The organism is Gynuella sp. (assembly GCF_050297175.1).
GTDB lineage: Bacteria > Pseudomonadota > Gammaproteobacteria > Pseudomonadales > Natronospirillaceae > Gynuella.
Genome location: NZ_JBNKSF010000029.1, coordinates 42,583 through 55,727, shown reverse-complemented (window position 1 = coordinate 55,727; position 13,145 = coordinate 42,583). Strand labels below are relative to the sequence as shown.

General features: G+C 47.2%; 12 protein-coding genes. 10 read left to right on the top strand and 2 right to left on the bottom strand.

Going from position 1 to position 13,145, the window contains the following annotated elements:
* The first annotated feature begins 57 nt into the window (after positions 1-57).
* From ACQY6I_RS11375 to ACQY6I_RS11330, 10 genes are all read left to right on the top strand, one after another.
* The gene (locus ACQY6I_RS11375; RefSeq protein ID WP_428241608.1) at positions 58-729 is read left to right on the top strand and encodes a 4-carboxy-4-hydroxy-2-oxoadipate aldolase/oxaloacetate decarboxylase; all 672 of its coding nucleotides are present in this window, start codon (positions 58-60) and stop codon (positions 727-729) included.
* Positions 722-1,777, top strand: a complete 1,056-nt coding sequence (locus ACQY6I_RS11370; protein ID WP_428241607.1) for a 4-oxalomesaconate tautomerase — start codon at positions 722-724, stop codon at positions 1,775-1,777. The genes ACQY6I_RS11375 and ACQY6I_RS11370 overlap by 8 nt, the downstream gene beginning before the upstream one ends.
* 16 nt (positions 1,778-1,793) lie before the next feature.
* On the top strand, positions 1,794-2,669 hold the full coding sequence (locus tag ACQY6I_RS11365) for an amidohydrolase family protein (RefSeq protein WP_428241606.1): 876 nt from the start codon (positions 1,794-1,796) through the stop codon (positions 2,667-2,669).
* Between the two features lie 3 nt (positions 2,670-2,672).
* Complete coding sequence (locus ACQY6I_RS11360; RefSeq protein WP_428241605.1) at positions 2,673-3,566, top strand: DUF1932 domain-containing protein; 894 nt, start codon at positions 2,673-2,675, stop codon at positions 3,564-3,566.
* Positions 3,567-3,585: 19 nt separating this feature from the next.
* Positions 3,586-4,527, top strand: coding sequence for a Gfo/Idh/MocA family oxidoreductase (locus ACQY6I_RS11355; protein WP_428241604.1), 942 nt, complete (start codon positions 3,586-3,588; stop codon positions 4,525-4,527).
* A gap of 20 nt (positions 4,528-4,547) precedes the next feature.
* A complete protein-coding gene (locus ACQY6I_RS11350; RefSeq protein ID WP_428241603.1) occupies positions 4,548-5,540 on the top strand; it encodes an aldo/keto reductase in 993 nt (330 codons plus the stop codon).
* Positions 5,541-5,561: 21 nt separating this feature from the next.
* Entirely contained in the window at positions 5,562-5,960 is a 399-nt protein-coding gene (locus ACQY6I_RS11345; RefSeq protein WP_428241602.1) for a protocatechuate 3,4-dioxygenase, read from the top strand.
* Entirely contained in the window at positions 5,953-6,795 is an 843-nt protein-coding gene (locus ACQY6I_RS11340; RefSeq protein ID WP_428241601.1) for a class III extradiol dioxygenase family protein, read from the top strand. Before ACQY6I_RS11345 ends, ACQY6I_RS11340 begins: the two co-directional genes overlap by 8 nt.
* 224 nt (positions 6,796-7,019) lie before the next feature.
* Entirely contained in the window at positions 7,020-8,057 is a 1,038-nt protein-coding gene (locus tag ACQY6I_RS11335) for a S66 family peptidase (protein ID WP_428241600.1), read from the top strand.
* Positions 8,058-9,799: 1,742 nt separating this feature from the next.
* Positions 9,800-10,840: a zinc-dependent alcohol dehydrogenase family protein gene (locus ACQY6I_RS11330; RefSeq protein ID WP_428241599.1), complete on the top strand. Its 1,041-nt coding sequence runs from the start codon at positions 9,800-9,802 to the stop codon at positions 10,838-10,840.
* A gap of 67 nt (positions 10,841-10,907) precedes the next feature.
* Here the strand turns inward: ACQY6I_RS11330 and ACQY6I_RS11325 are convergent, their stop codons facing one another.
* Both ACQY6I_RS11325 and ACQY6I_RS11320 read right to left on the bottom strand, forming a co-directional pair.
* Positions 10,908-12,359, bottom strand: coding sequence for an ATP-binding protein (locus ACQY6I_RS11325; RefSeq protein WP_428241598.1), 1,452 nt, complete (start codon positions 12,357-12,359; stop codon positions 10,908-10,910).
* A gap of 20 nt (positions 12,360-12,379) precedes the next feature.
* Entirely contained in the window at positions 12,380-13,126 is a 747-nt protein-coding gene (locus tag ACQY6I_RS11320; protein ID WP_428241597.1) for a response regulator, read from the bottom strand.
* Positions 13,127-13,145: the final 19 nt, after the last annotated feature.

The window sequence follows — 13,145 nt, the reverse complement described above, 5'->3', positions numbered from 1 at the left end:
GGCGTTCCGGGCGAATACTGTCAGGTAATCCATTCAAGCGAGAAGGAGTAATGGTTTATGGCTGTTGTCGTACAAAATATTGAAAGGGCAGAGCAGTCGGTAGTTGATGGGCTCGCGGAGTGCGGTGTTGCAACCGTGCACGAGGCCCAGGGTCGTAAGGGACTGCTGGCATCTTACATGCGCCCGATTTATACGGGAGCCAGTGTAGCTGCGTCGGCGGTGACCATATCTGCGCCACCGTGTGATAACTGGATGGTGCACGTTGCCATCGAACAGGTGAAGCAGGGCGACATACTGGTTCTGGCGCCAACATCGCCGTCCAATGCCGGATATTTTGGTGACCTGTTGGCGACCTCCATGCAGGCGCGTGGTGGTGTTGGTCTGATCATTGATGCTGGTGTGCGGGATATTCGCGACTTAACGGCCATGAAATTTCCGGTCTGGTCCAAAGCGGTGTTTGCCCAGGGGACTGTCAAAGAGACGTTAGGATCGGTCAACATTCCGGTTGTGTGTGCCGGTGAGCTGATCAACCCGGGTGATATTATTGTGGCTGATGATGATGGCGTCTGTGTTGTCCGTCGTGAGGAAGCTGCCGAAGTGCTGGAAAAATCCCGTGCACGGGTGGCACTGGAGGAGGAGAAACGCAAGCGCCTTGCAGCGGGAGAACTTGGTTTGGATATTTACAAGATGCGTGAACGGCTGAAAGAAAAAGGGCTTAAATATGTCTGATTCAGCACAATGCATGTGGATGCGGGGAGGCACTTCGAAGGGCGGCTATTTTCTGGCCGATGATCTACCGACTGATACCGCAGCCAGAGACCAGTTTCTACTTCGTGTCATGGGATCGCCTGATTCCAGGCAGATCGATGGTATGGGGGGAGCCGATCCGCTGACTTCTAAAGTTGCAGTGGTGAAAAAATCCCAGCGAGATGGCGTGGATGTCGACTATCTCTTTCTCCAGGTATTTGTGGATCAGGCCATTGTGGCCGACGCACAAAACTGTGGAAACATTCTGGCCGGGGTTGGGGCATTCGCCATTGAGCGGGGATTGGTGTTTACACAGCCTGGTGAAACCAGAGTCACCGTATTCATGGAAAATACCAGTCAAATTGCTGTGCAAACTATCAAGACGGATAACGGCCGGGTGATATATCACGGGGATACCCATCTTGACGGTGTGCCCGGTTCGGCGAGTCCAATTGCCATTGAATTTAAGGACACTGCCGGTTCAACCTGTGGTGCATTATTGCCGACTGGCAATGTGAAGGATGTCGTTGATGGTGTCGAAATTACCTGTATCGACAATGGTATGCCGGTGGTGATTCTTCGAGCAGAAGATTTAGGGATTTCGGGCCAGGAAAGTCGTCAGGAACTGGATGGTAATGACACGCTGAAAGCAAAACTGGAAAGCATCCGTCTGCAAATCGGTCCGAAAATGAACTTAGGTGATGTCGCCGAAAAAAGCGTTCCCAAGATGACCCTGGTCAGCCCTGCCAAGGCAGGAGGAACCATCTCGACAAGAACCTTTATACCTCATCGCTGCCATGCTTCTATTGGCGTACTGGGGGCCGTGTCTGTGGCAACAGCCTGCGCCATTCCCGGCTCCGTTGCAGAACCACTGGCAAACATGCCGGGTGGTCAGGAAAAATCATTACGGGTTGAACATCCCATTGGTCATAACGCCATTTTGTTAAAACTCGACGAATCCGGTGACGTTGCCAGTGCGGCAGTTGTTTCCACTGCCCGAAAATTGTTTGACGGTACGGTCTTTATTTAATGTTAAGGTCACGATTATGAGCTCAGATTATTTGCCGTTTCATGCTAACCCCAGCCAACCGGAATTCAAGGTTCCTGCTGGCGCGGTGGATGCACATTGTCATGTATTTGGTCCAGCAGCAGAATTTCCCTTCGCACCGGAGCGTAAATATACCCCGTGCGACGCTTCCAAACATCAGCTGTTTGCATTGCGGGATTTTCTGGGCTTTGAACGCAATGTGATCGTTCAGGCCACCTGCCATGGTAAAAATAATGATGCGTTGGTGGATGCATTAAATGCCTCCAACGGTAAAGCCCGTGGAGTGGCATCTGTTGGTGCAGACATCAGTACCGAAGAATTACAGATCATGCACGATGCTGGTGTCAGAGGGGTTCGTTTCAATTTTGTAAAACGCCTGGTGGATAACACCCCTAGAGAAGTCTTCTTCAACATTGCTGAGAAGATCAAACCTTTGGGGTGGCATATTGTTGTGTACTTTGAAGCGCCTGATTTTGAAGATTTAAAACCATTTTTGCTGGAGTTGGGGACTACCATCGTGGTCGATCATATGGGGCGGCCGGATATTGCCCTTGGAGTAGATCATCCGCAGTTTCAGAGTTTTGTGAATTTTATGGCCGACAACGAACAGATCTGGAGCAAGGTCAGTTGCCCTGAACGTTTAAGCCTTAGTGGTCCGAATGGTTACGATGACGTAGTGCCTTTTTCAAAACGACTGGTTGAGACATTTCCTGATCGGGTTTTGTGGGGAACTGACTGGCCGCACCCGAACATGACTTCTCATATGCCGGACGATGGTATGCTGGTTAACTTCATTCCCAGAATTGCCACAACCGAAGCCTTGCAACAGGCGTTGTTAGTTAACAATCCTATGCGTTTGTACTGGCAGGAATAAACAATGTCACTATTAACGGGAAAAAAACTGGTATTCCTGGGGGTAGGCGAGGCTGCTGGTGCATTCTCCAGGAGTATGAATATTGCGGAACTGGCAAGCATGTCCGGTTTCGATATCAAGTCCATCAGTGATGATGAACAAACACGAACTAGCAAACAACAGGACTTTCAAGAATACGGGATACAGTCATGCCGGTCGTTGGAAGAAGCGTTGACGGATGCCGACTGGGTCATTTCAGTTGTCACTGCCGATCAGGCGCAGGCTGCTGCCAGAAGTGCTGTGTCATATCTTCGGCCTGGGGCGTTTTTCTTTGACTGTAATTCCTGCTCACCGAATACCAAGAAAAAGTCGGCTGGAATGATTGCTGAGCAGGATGCCTGCTATGTGGACGTAGCTGTCATGGCTCCGGTTTATCCGCTGCGCAATAAAACGCCAATGTTGCTCAGTGGTCCTCATGCTGAGGAAGGTGCAGACATTCTCACTGCGTTGGCATTAAACCCCAAAGTGGTGGCAGGGGATATTGGTGCATCATCTTCCATAAAAATGATCCGCAGTATCATGGTTAAAGGGATGGAGGCGTTAACGGCTGAGTGTGTTTTGGCAGGTCGGCTGGCAGGTGTAGATGAGCCGGTGCTGGAATCTCTGGATCTGTCTTATCCCGGATTCGACTGGAAAAACAAAGCCGCTTATAACCTGGAGCGTATGACGTTGCATGGTATTCGCCGCGCGGCAGAAATGCAGGAAGTGGAGTTGTTTTTATCAGAGCTGGGCTTTAATGAATCCATGTCGGCGAATACGGCAAAGTTACAACAGAAGATTGGTCAATTGCGACTGCAAAATACTGAAACTGATTATCGTAAAATGGCTGATCTGATTCTGGCAAAGTTATTCAATTAAAGATAAAGGAGAGCGACGAATGAAAGTATGTATTGCGGGAGCAGCGGGCGCTTTTGGAATGAAACACCTGGATGCCTGTCGCCAGATCGATGGCGTGGAAGTGGTTTCTGTGGTTGGCAGTGATGCGGCAAAAATGGCCGCATTTGCTAAAGAGCAGGGCATTGCGCACTCGACAGATAATCTGGAAGAGTCACTGGCCATCAGTGATGTGGATGCAGTGTTGTTATGCACCCCGACTCAGATGCACGCAAGTCAGGCGATCCAATGTCTCGAAGCCGGTAAGCACGTCATGGTGGAAATTCCCATGGCGGACAATATTGCTGATGCCCGAAAACTGGTTGAGACTCAGCAAAAAACCGGTCTGGTTGCCATGGCCGGACACACCCGCCGTTTTAACCCAAGCCATCAGTGGATTCACAACAAGATTGTTGCTGGTGAACTAAAAGTACAGCAAATGGACGTTCAGACTTATTTCTTTCGTCGTACCAATACCAATGCTAAAGGACAGCCACGCTCCTGGACCGATCATCTGTTGTGGCATCATGCCTGTCACACCGTGGATTTATTTCAGTACCAGACTGGTGAACAAGCCACTCAGGTTCAGGCTTTACAGGGACCGATGCACCCGGATCTCGGCATCGCGATGGATATGAGTATCGGTATGAAAGTGCCGTCAGGTGCATTATGTACGTTGTCATTGTCGTTCAATAATAATGGTCCATTGGGGACATTTTTCCGTTATATCTGTGACAATGGTACTTACATTGCCCGTTATGATGATTTGGTGGATGGCTACGAGAAACCGGTGGACCTTAGCGGTGTAGCCGTCTCTAACAACGGTATCGAATTACAGGACCGTGAATTCTTTGCCGCTATTCAGGAGGGCAGGGAACCTAATTCCAGTGTCGCTCAATGTCTGCCGGCCATGGAAACCCTCGATCAGCTCGAACAACTGCTGTAAGACACGGGAAAGTTAAAGTGATGAAAAAACGTATGCTTGGTAATGCCAGTGTTTCTTCGGTTGGCCTGGGGTGCATGAACCTGTCCCATGCTTACGGTGCACCTGTGGATGAAACAGCGGCCGTACAGCTCTTGAATGCAGCGCTGGATGCCGGATATACCCATCTGGATACCGCTGCATTATATGGTTTTGGTAATAACGAAACTCTATTAGGTAATGCAATCGCCCACCGGCGTCACGAGTATTTTCTGGCCAGCAAATGTGGAATGTTTAAAGACGAATCCGGTAAACGCAAAATAGACGGACGGCCAGCAGTGTTGAAAAAGACCTGTGAGGATGCTCTTCAGCGTTTACAGACGGATGTGATTGACCTTTATTACCTTCACCGCTGGGACAAAACTGTTCCCATTGAAGAGAGTGTTGGTGCTCTCGCAGACTTGGTTAAAGAAGGCAAAATCAAAGCGATTGGTTTGTCTGAAGTTTCGTCAGCTACTCTCACAAAAGCCCATGCTGTTCATCCTATTACCGCATTGCAGACTGAATATTCCTTGTGGACGCGGAATCCTGAAATCAGTGTCTTGAATACCTGTGAGCAATTGGGTGTGACATTTGTAGCGTTCAGTCCGGTGGCGCGAGGATTTCTCGGCGGCATTTTAACGGATGTCAGCACTTTGGATAGCAAAGATATTCGTCGGGCCATGCCAAGGTTTTTGCCTGAACACTACCAACGTAATCTTGAGTTATTGGAGCCCGTCAGGGAAATTGCCACTCATCATGATGCGACGATGGCTCAGGTGGCTCTGGCCTGGGTACTGCAACAATCCGAAAATATAGTTGTGATTCCGGGTACCACCAACCGACAACACATGCTCGATAATCTGGCTGCCAGTCAGCTGGTTCTCAGCAGTGATGAATTGCAACGGTTGAGTGATACCTTCCGGTACGAAGCTGTTTCCGGTCCCCGTTATAACGATGCAACTCAGGCCGAAATTGATACCGAAGAATTTCGCTGAAACCATTACGAGGTCATGATCATGGTGTGGAACAAACAAGAATACGATCATATTCCTGGCACCTACGTTTTTGACGGCCGTAAGTCCTCAATGGGCTATCGTCTGAACAAAATGTGTATGTCATTCAATCACAAAGAAAATCGCGAGCAATTTGCCAATGATATGGAGGCATATTGCCGTAAATATGAACTGTCAGAAGAAACCACCAAAGCAGTACTGGCGGGCGATTGGCTGCAACTGCTGCGGTTGGGAGGCAATATTTATTATCTTGCCAAAGTGGCCATATTTCATGGTCAGAGTGTCCAGGATGCCTGTGCCATCATGCAGAACATGACCACGGACCAGTTTAAACAAAAATTGCTCGACAATTCCGCTGGTATTGCAGAGAAAAAGAACAAAGCCGGAGGTTTTTATGGCTAAGATCGTTGGTGGTATAACCACATCCCACATTCCTTCCATCGGCAATGCCATGGCCAATCATTTACAACAGGATGACTACTGGAAACCGCTGTTTGATGGTTATGGCCCGGTCAAAGAGTGGCTGGAAGAAGTTAAACCAGATATTGCGATCATCGTCTATAACGATCACGGCCTGAACTTCTTTCTCGATACCGTTCCGACCTTTGCCATGGGCTGTGCCAGAGAATATTACAATGATGATGAGGGTTGGGGGATTCCAACACTGGCACCGGTACAGGGAGATGAAGAATTTTCCTGGCATGTGGTACAAAAACTGATCGAAAGCGAATTCGATATGACCATATGTCAGGAAATGAAAGTTGATCATGGTTTCATGGTGCCGATGAACCTTATGTGGGGAGACAAGGAGACCTGGCCGGTTAAGGGGATTCCTCTGGCGGTAAACACAGTGCAGCATCCGCTACCCAGCGCTTTGCGCTGCTTCAAACTTGGGAAAGCTTTGAAAACAGCGATAGAGTCTTACCCCGAAGATGCCAAAGTGGTTCTCATTGGTACCGGTGGTTTATCTCACCAATTACAAGGGGAGCGGGCCGGTATTATCAATCCTGATTTCGATATCGAAACCATGGATAAAATTGTGAATGATCCCGAGTGGCTTACCCGTTTTTCCAACGCTGAAATTATGGAACATGCCGGTACCGAAGGTATTGAGGTGATCATGTGGCTGGTCATGCGTGGTGCATTGACAGATAACGTCAAGCTGATACACAAGCATTACCATGCACCTGTTTCCAATACGGGCGCCGGTATTCTGGTATTGGAGAATGACGAATAGACCGTTTAGGCTCCGGTTTATATCAAAACTGCTTCTGACTATACCATTCTGATTCACCATCGCGACGGGCAGATCTTTCTGCTCGTTTTCATTTATGTCCGGTTGTCAGCGTATCCATTGGCGTTTTCGGATGGTTATTCTTTTGTCCACAAATGGTCAACTGGTTTGTAATGGCTTAAGGAGTCGTATATAAGTTTTCCGGTAACCAATATCGGGAGATAAGAATGCTGAAACCAAAGAAGCTGTATAAAGGCGATACCCTCGCAGTGTTATCCCCTTCTTGGGGAGGTCCTTCACTGTTTCCACATATTTATCAGCAAGGTGTTAGTAATCTCCGTGCGCTGGGATTTAACGTTGTCGAATTTCCAACAGCAACGGCTGATGCGACAGCGCTGTACCATGATCCAAAGTTGCGTGCCAAAGACATCAATGATGCATTCGCTGATGCATCTATCGACGGCATCATTACTACCATCGGTGGTGAAGATTCTGTTCGTATTTTGCCCTATATCGATACAGAGCTTGTGCGGAACAATCCAAAATTTTTCATGGGGTATTCCGATGCCACTACCCTGACCACTTATTTCAACCAGTTGGGGTTAGTCTCATTTAACGGGCCAGCAGTAATGGCTGGTTTTTCGCAGCTGAATGCTTTTTCTGAATCTTATCGAAACTATCTGACAGGGTTTCTGTTTGATGCACCTGAGGCGTATGAGATGCCTGTATTTGGTGAATATCATACGGGATATCCCAGCTGGTCAGATGTAACCAATACCGGCAGGGTCAAAGAACCCGAAATCAATCATGGCCCTCGTTTTATTCAGGGTAGTGGCGTCTGCAGCGGACAGTTGTTCGGTGGTTGTGTTGAAGTGCTGGAAATGATGAAAGGTACCCGATTCTGGCCTAATGCAGATTTTTGGAATGATAAAGTCCTGTTTCTGGAAACTTCTGAAGATAAGCCGGCCGTGGGACAGGTACGATACTGGCTGCGAAATTACGGTATGCTTGGGGTTTTCGAGCGGATAAGCGGTGTTTTGGTTGGTCGCCCAAGCGGTTATAGTGAAGCTGAAAAGGCTGCCCTGGAAGAAACATTGACGACGGTCATCAGTCGTGAATTTGGTCAGTCAAACCTGCCGGTCGTCAGTCGTCTGGATTTTGGTCATACCGATCCACAATTGGTGATGCCGCTGGGCATTGAGTGTCAGATAGATTGTAATCGCCGACAACTTCGACTTATGGAATCGGCTTTTTCTGACGAATGACAAAGACGATACATTTGTACCTGATCATTTTATGTCATTGATGTAAGCGTGCTTTGAATGTGAAAGTGCAATGAGCAGTGATCATACTTTCGCCCTTGTCTGAAACAAATCTTCATGGGTCAAGGGGAGTCGTATCCACTTGTGCTTTGGACTTTCGGTAACCTTATGAATGGCAATAGGTCGTGTGAATAGTGATGAATATTCATACAATATTGTCAGGTTTCTCGAAGCAACCATCCAAGAGATAAGGATGGTCTGTTTGATGGTTGCGTTAATAGCAGTAGGGAAGGTAGGTATATGGGTCATATGTTTTCGCATCGATCAGTTCGTTGGCAGAGATTCTGAAGCTCAGTTACGAAGTATGGCAACATACAGAATCTCTTGAGAATGATACTCATGGTTTTCTATTACTAACCTTAGAACAGTCGTAGTATTTGCAGCGCAATTATCCGGAATGGACGAATACAAATCTCTGTTTTTTGGAAAAAGGGCTTGATTATTTTAACGACCTCAGGATCCGTTATTTTAACCATGCTGACGATACTTTATTCAGACAACAACATGAAGCAGTAGCCGCTGCTCGACAGGCTGCATATCAGAACCCCCTGCAAGACACTTCTCAAATCAAGCACCCAACGCTCAATTTAAAAAATACTGACTGCTTTTACTAAAAAGGGCACTGGTGGTTGCTGCTATTTATGGCATCTATCTCAAATATCACGATTCATAATGTTGTGTAAGGGTTGATAGTCATTGTATTGCTTATCAGCGGCGATTTTTTGAGTGATGGGGTAAAACTTAATGCTTCACGAGTGGTAAACAGGCTAATTGAAAAATATGGCATTTTCATGCCTCTTGAGTTGGTTCAAATAGTCCTGCTAAAAGTACCTTCAGATAGACCCCATCGACCATGCGCTCAAGAATCTTCTGTTCAAAAAAATTGTATGAATAAACAGGATGTCGTCGATAAGTGAAACAGAGAGGCGTAGTCGTTTTAGCGGCGAATCGATATCTATTGCTATGCCTGTCGTTTGTCTTTATTCGATGTTTGCAACCAGTTAGAGCACCGATTTGGCAAGGTGCCATAGTCCTTTAAGATGGTTGTTCTACGTGCGCTCTCAATGCATTATTCTTCATTAGTACCATGATGTTCATTGTGGATGTGTTTTATCGCTTTTTAATTGTTATGCCTGTAGACGTCAAAGTGAACGTTGTGATTTTCGATAATTTCTTTTTTGGCTATTGAAATTCTGGTCGATATAAAGCATTTTGCCATATAAGAACTGGTGGATACTATTTCGAAACGAGAATGCTCATTGTTCTCTATAGTTTTCTGAAATCATATGAATGATTGAACAATAGTGCAGTAAGCTTTCGGAGTTTTTATAGAACATGTCGAACGGTTCAGTTGGTTATTCTGGATATTGTTTTATTCAGGCGATACCTGACAATTAGCAGAGAACAAAATGTCCCGCATCCTGTATGCTTTGATACGATTTAACTGGTGAGCATTTATGCCGGGTTGATTGTGTGATGCACCAAAGTGGCGGATCACACCACCGGCTAAAGCTAATGCGAAGTCCGGAAAATCATAATACTGTCAAAACGTTTCGGAGTGACAATCAAAGAGATCAAGGTGATCTGTTTGATGGCAGGATTAATAACAAATAACGTAACACTATTTTTCTGGATGATATGGTTAGTCTGTGAACAGACTTTGACAAACGTGAGGTTATATAACCATGAAAGCAGTCGTTTATGAGAGTTTTTCCAAACCCCCAAGGCTAATGTCCGTACCTGATCCAGTACCGCCACCACATGGTGTTGTGGTAAAAGTAAAAGCAACCGGTGTCTGTCGAAGCGACTGGCATGGTTGGATGGGGCACGATCCGGATATACGGTTACCTCATGTTCCCGGTCATGAATTTGCGGGTGTCGTTCAGGCGGTGGGCAATCTTGTAAAGTGCTTTAAAGTAGGCGACAGAGTAACCGTTCCGTTTATAAATGCCTGTGGGTTCTGTTCTGAATGCCAATCGGGTAATCATCAGGTCTGTCATCAACAAACACAGCCAGGGTTTACCCACTGGGGATCATTCGCAGAGTATGTCGCTGTTCATCACTCTGATGTCAATCTGGTTCGGTTGCCCGAGGAATTGGACTTTGTTACCGCTGCCAGTTTGGGGTGTCGGTTTGCCACCTCTTTTCGGGCCATTGTTGATCAAGGACGTGTATCGGCTGGTCAATGGGTTGCTGTACATGGCTGCGGCGGAGTTGGTCTTTCAGCGATCATGATCGCGGCAGCGGCTGGTGCCAATGTTATTGCTATTGATGTGGTAGAAAGTCGGCTCGAAATGGCGCGTACCCTTGGTGCTGTCGCCGCTATTAACTCTACCCAGGTTTCAAATGTAGCCGAGGCTATTAAAGACATGACGAAAGGTGGGGTTCATGTGTCGCTGGATGCAGTCGGACATCAACAGACCTGCATCAATTCCATTTTGAATCTACGCAAGCGCGGTAAACATATTCAGGTTGGGTTGATGTTAGGGGATCAGGCTTATCCTGCCATTCCAATGGGTAAGGTCATCGCTGATGAACTTGAATTGATCGGCAGCCATGGTATGCAGGCGTATCGCTATGGTGCCATGATGGAGATGCTGCAATCAGGTAAGTTGTTACCACAAAAACTTCTGGGTCGAACCATCAGTCTGGAGCAGTCCATTGATGTGCTGATGACACTGGATCGTTCAACGGTTCCGGGGGTCACTGTTGTAACGGAATTTTAGTTTTGTCAACGTGAACCGGTGGATTATCATGACCGGATATGAATTTTGGTCATGATAGTCTGGTTGTTTATTGAATCGGTAATCGGATCTCCACCAGCAATCCCCCTTGAGGGTGATTACGCAAACTTAATTCCCCACCGTGACTGTGAATCAGTTGTTGGGCAATATTGAGACCCAGTCCGAGTCCTTGTTGGTTTTTGCTCTGACCATGGGGCAGGCGAGTATAGGGCTGGAACAAGTGGTCCGTATTGCCTTTTATGCCCGGTCCATGATCCCGGATTTCGATGGTTAACTCACCAGGATCGACTCGGGTCGCGATTTCCACCTTGTCACCATAGTGCAGCGCATTATCGAGGAGATTGGTCAATGCTCTTTTAAGGGCTAGCGGCCTGGCTGTAACCGGGGGAATAGATTGTGGCTGGAAATGGATGTCGCGGCCGGATTTTTGCAACGGTTCTATCAGTCGTGACAGCAGCTTATTAATATCTACATCGCGATGATTTTCATGGATATTGGTGTCGCGCACAGTCTGCAGTGCGCCGTTGACCATCAGTTCCAGTTCTTCCAGGTCTTCATCAAATTCCTCGGCCAATTGTTCATCATCCAGCATGCCTGTCCGTAGTCTCAGTCGGGTGATTGGGGTGCGTAAGTCATGGGAAATGGAAATGAATAATCGTTCCCGGTCTTCCATATAACGTTGTATGCGTTGTTCCATTTCATTAAAGGCATGGGCGGTGCGTGTGTACTCAAGGGTTCCTGCGGTATCGATCGGAGAGTGAGGCTCCCCGCGACCAAATTTTTCGGCCGCAATGGACAATCGTTGCATGGGGTGGGTGATCCAACGAACCACGAAAAACAACAGTATCAAAATAGTAATCACGGTTAGCATCTGCAGAAAGATATGATCCGTAGTCAACGGCTGGTACTTATCCAGGAAAAACGGGTCAGGCATCAACGCAGCCATATATATCCACACTCCGTGTTGCACTTCAATTTGCACCACTAATAACGGTGCTGGTTTGGGAGACAGAATAATATGCTGGCTGACGATGTAAGCGGGCAGGTCAAGTAGATAACTATTCGGTTTTACCTTGAGGTCTGTTGGAGAAGCCAATATTACTTTGCTGTTTTGTGGCGCCCACTCCTGATTCAGGCGTTTTTTGATGAGTGTTATAACCAGATCACTGAGTATGGAATCCGGCAACGACTGGATCTCGATCTGTTGAGTGTTTTGAGCGATGTAAAAACGGGAGCCTCCGGCTTCCCGGAGCTGTTCCAACATAATTGCGCGGTAGTTTGCTGGCATTTTGCTGATATATCGCAACGTCGTACTCAGTGCATCGGCTAGATTCCGGGTATTTTCCTCAGTGTCTTTCACAACCTCCTGGCGAATTTGATCAACCCATATGGAATTACCAATTACCTGCACTAGTACGATACCGGCAACCAACGCCCAGGCAATGCGGTTGAATACTGAATCCGGCCGTAAACGACTCCAGTATTTTCGGCCGTTCGTCATTTTCGATGCCTGGTCGACGGTCATTCCTGCGGTACTCTGAGTTCATCGGGCTGATCAGCTGTTGCTACATCTGTTGCCAGAATATAGCCGGATCCTCGTACCGTCTTTATGAGTTGTGGACTTTTGCCGTCATCCTGGAGACGTTGTCGCAAGCGGCTGATTTGTACATCCAGGTAACGTTCCAGTGGCTGACTTTCACGACCCCGGGTCTGTTCGGAAATTTCATCACGACTGAGTATTTTTCCAGGATTCTCCAGAAATAATTGCAGTAATTGAAAATCTCCTCCACTCAGACTGATATATTCACCTTGATCTGTGGTGATCAAACGTTCAATGCGGTCTACTGTGAATTGCTTGAAACGATAATAACGATAACGTCTGGGAGATTGTCCATGACTGTCAAAGCGGCGCTGTACAGCTTTGATTCTGGCCAATAGTGTTCTGGGTGAAAAAGGTTTGGCAATATAGTCATCCGCCCCCAACTCCAGACTGACTACCAGGTCGGTTTCCTCCGCACTGGCCGTTAGCATGATAATGGGGACGTCGGAAATATTACGAATTTTGCGACAAACTGAAAAACCATCCATACCAGGCAGCATGATATCCAGAATGATGAGTGATATTTCGCTGCCGATGCGATTGAACTGTGCCAGAAACGATTCACCATCCGCTGCGCTAGCCACCTGAAAATTATTTTTTTCCAGATACGCCTGCAACAGCGCTCTGATCTTATCATCATCATCCACCACAAAAATTTTTTTGACCATTATGGATGGCTCCATTTAG

Excerpts from the sequence above, each read along its gene's own strand:
- ACQY6I_RS11350 (WP_428241603.1), top strand. The coding sequence starts at position 4,548 with ATGAAAAAACGTATGCTTGGTAATGCCAGTGTTTCTTCGGTTGGCCTG.
- ACQY6I_RS11330 (WP_428241599.1), top strand. The coding sequence starts at position 9,800 with ATGAAAGCAGTCGTTTATGAGAGTTTTTCCAAACCCCCAAGGCTAATG.
- ACQY6I_RS11320 (WP_428241597.1), bottom strand. The coding sequence starts at position 13,126 with ATGGTCAAAAAAATTTTTGTGGTGGATGATGATGATAAGATCAGAGCG.
- ACQY6I_RS11340 (WP_428241601.1), top strand. The coding sequence starts at position 5,953 with ATGGCTAAGATCGTTGGTGGTATAACCACATCCCACATTCCTTCCATC.
- ACQY6I_RS11325 (WP_428241598.1), bottom strand. The coding sequence starts at position 12,359 with ATGACGAACGGCCGAAAATACTGGAGTCGTTTACGGCCGGATTCAGTA.
- ACQY6I_RS11345 (WP_428241602.1), top strand. The coding sequence starts at position 5,562 with ATGGTGTGGAACAAACAAGAATACGATCATATTCCTGGCACCTACGTT.
- ACQY6I_RS11355 (WP_428241604.1), top strand. The coding sequence starts at position 3,586 with ATGAAAGTATGTATTGCGGGAGCAGCGGGCGCTTTTGGAATGAAACAC.
- ACQY6I_RS11365 (WP_428241606.1), top strand. The coding sequence starts at position 1,794 with ATGAGCTCAGATTATTTGCCGTTTCATGCTAACCCCAGCCAACCGGAA.
- ACQY6I_RS11370 (WP_428241607.1), top strand. The coding sequence starts at position 722 with ATGTCTGATTCAGCACAATGCATGTGGATGCGGGGAGGCACTTCGAAG.
- ACQY6I_RS11360 (WP_428241605.1), top strand. The coding sequence starts at position 2,673 with ATGTCACTATTAACGGGAAAAAAACTGGTATTCCTGGGGGTAGGCGAG.
- ACQY6I_RS11335 (WP_428241600.1), top strand. The coding sequence starts at position 7,020 with ATGCTGAAACCAAAGAAGCTGTATAAAGGCGATACCCTCGCAGTGTTA.
- ACQY6I_RS11375 (WP_428241608.1), top strand. The coding sequence starts at position 58 with ATGGCTGTTGTCGTACAAAATATTGAAAGGGCAGAGCAGTCGGTAGTT.